Source organism: Chloroflexus sp. (genome assembly GCF_034435895.1).
In the GTDB taxonomy this organism is placed as follows: Bacteria; Chloroflexota; Chloroflexia; order Chloroflexales; family Chloroflexaceae; genus Chloroflexus.
The window spans coordinates 1-2,150 of sequence record NZ_DAOTWH010000241.1; the positions used below are offsets into that span (position 1 = coordinate 1).

Annotated in this window: 1 protein-coding gene and 2 pseudogenes; all 3 read right to left on the minus strand. The window is 63.7% G+C overall.

From position 1 onward, the window contains the following. Positions 1-270 (minus strand): annotated as a pseudogene (locus U9R81_RS14055) (hypothetical protein); the annotation flags it as partial. A gap of 598 nt (positions 271-868) precedes the next feature. Further along, positions 869-1,786, minus strand: a complete 918-nt coding sequence (locus U9R81_RS14060; RefSeq protein ID WP_322496063.1) for a hypothetical protein — start codon at positions 1,784-1,786, stop codon at positions 869-871. Between the two features lie 158 nt (positions 1,787-1,944). Next, positions 1,945-2,150, minus strand: a pseudogene (locus tag U9R81_RS14065) (secretion system protein E); the annotation flags it as partial.

Genomic DNA, 2,150 nt, shown 5'->3' on the forward strand with positions numbered 1-2,150 from the left:
GCGCGGCTGGCGCGGCCACACCAAGCCGAGCGCCAAATAGGCCGCGAGCGCCAAGCCGAGCCAGAGCGGGCCGCCACTGAGCGCCGCGCCTGCACACAGTAATGCCAAGGCCGTGCCACCGGTCTGACCGATGATCAGCCGTTGCCGTTCGTTGAATGACGGCGTTGCAATGGGTTTCCCGCGCAACACCACGCCAAGCGCGGCCAGTAGCGCACCACACAACGCGGCCAGCAAGGCCGGCGCAGCAGGAGTAGTTAGGATATGAGGCATGATCGTGCTCCTTTCAAGTAATGTCTTGCGTATCCGGTTGGTCAGTTCTCACTGCCGGCTCTGCTTCTGCCAGCCGGAGACTCAAGGGCAGACCAAATATATGGCGCAGATGTAGTTGATGGCTTTGAGATATGCCGGTTCACTCTCACCCCCAGCCCCGCTCCCACCGAACGGTTCAAGGGCGGGCAGAACGTATGAGCACAGCTTTGGTTGAAGGCTTTGCGATGCATCGTTCACCCTCACCCCCAGCCTCGCTCCCACCGAACGGTTCGAGGGCGGGCAGAACATTTGACCCGGAACCCGGCCCTGAAGGGCCGGGCTAGGATTACGAAGGCCGCGCAGCGGGCTGCTGGCCCTCACCCCCAGCCTCGCTCCTACTGGCGCGGGAGAGGGGAGCGCACAGTCTAACATTGAGGCATCGCACAGCGATCAACGCTTTTACCCAACCACATGTTCTGTCCGGCGCTCAAGCCAGAGGATGAAGCGGACCATTGTCGAGTGCGGCAGTTGGACTGCCGCTTTGGGTTGCGCACTGTGATCCAACTCAGACCGCGCGGCAGTTGGATTGCCGCACTCCATAGGTGCTCGCTAATCCGCCCTAATACTCGACATCCTCCACTCGCGAGAACCAGATGCCGCCAGCGATCGGGGCCAACAGCGCCAAACCGACAATAACCGCAAAGACCATCCCCAGCGGAGTGCTGTAGGCAATGCGCACCCGTTCCCACTGGGTTGCGATCAAGTAGACGGCCATCAACACACCGGCCCCGCCGACAGCTAGGCCGCTGTAGCGCATCTGGGCCAGCTCGGTGAGCGCCTCTTCACGGCGGCGCTCCGAAGCCTGTAATGCGGCATAGGCGGCGGCGCAACGACGGGCTTGCAGGTCTTGCGGTTGGTCGGCAGCAACAGCGAGGTGGTTGAGTAGCGTAGCATGGCGGGCCGCCGAAGTTTGTGTGGCCAGCGCCGCAATCACTTGGCGCATGGTGGCAATACTGCCATCGGCCAACGGTGCGCCTTGTTGCCGGATCAGCCACGACCATTCGCTCTGCAACGGGCCGGCGTTCATATCGGCGAGCAACCGCTCGAACGCGGTGCGCAGCCCCAAGCCGCCGCCAAGCAGGGCGCTGAGCCGGCCAATCGCCGGGGTCAGTTCTCGTTCGAGCTGTTGGTTATAGCGTTGCGCAGCCACCGTAAAACCAATCCGCACCGCGAGCGCAGCCGCAGCCGGCGCTGCCGCCAAACCCAGCCAGAGCGAACCGACGAAACCCAGCGCCGCACTCACAAAGACCGCTGCTCCGGCAGCAATAAGCAGCGCCGTTGCCGGTTGCAGCAGGGTTGGCCGCCACACTAAGGCCGGATCCAGCACCGCCGGCGATCGCCGTTGGGCCAGCCGGGCCAGCCAGCGCGCCAAAGGTTGGCGCAAGACGAAGGTTGCTGTCAGCGTGATCAGCGCGGCGAGCAGCGCCGGCGCTGCTCGCAGCAGCCACGCTGTTTCGGGATGGGTGAGTGTTTCCATAGTGGCTGAACCCTTTCACGTTTCAATTCATATAAACTTACTGTTGCCAGCCAGCAGATGGCTTCCATGGCGGCGGGGGATTGTTTCGGGCTAGCGGGACAATGTAATACCCGCCAAGCCCTCGCAATAACAGCAGACATGACACCTTTGCGGTTGCGCTACGCACCTTGCGCTTTCAGCGCCGCTTCGCGCATACGCAATGCGGCGGCCACCGGCGTCAATGCCGCGGCGCCGACTTCACCGCTGGCAACCAGCGCATTGAGCGCAGCGTAACGCACGCGCAGCAAGGCCAGCGCCGTCTCGTCGCCGAGGCGCGCCGGTTCGAGGTGGGCCAGCAGATCGAGCGCGTCGCGAGTGCGGCCCT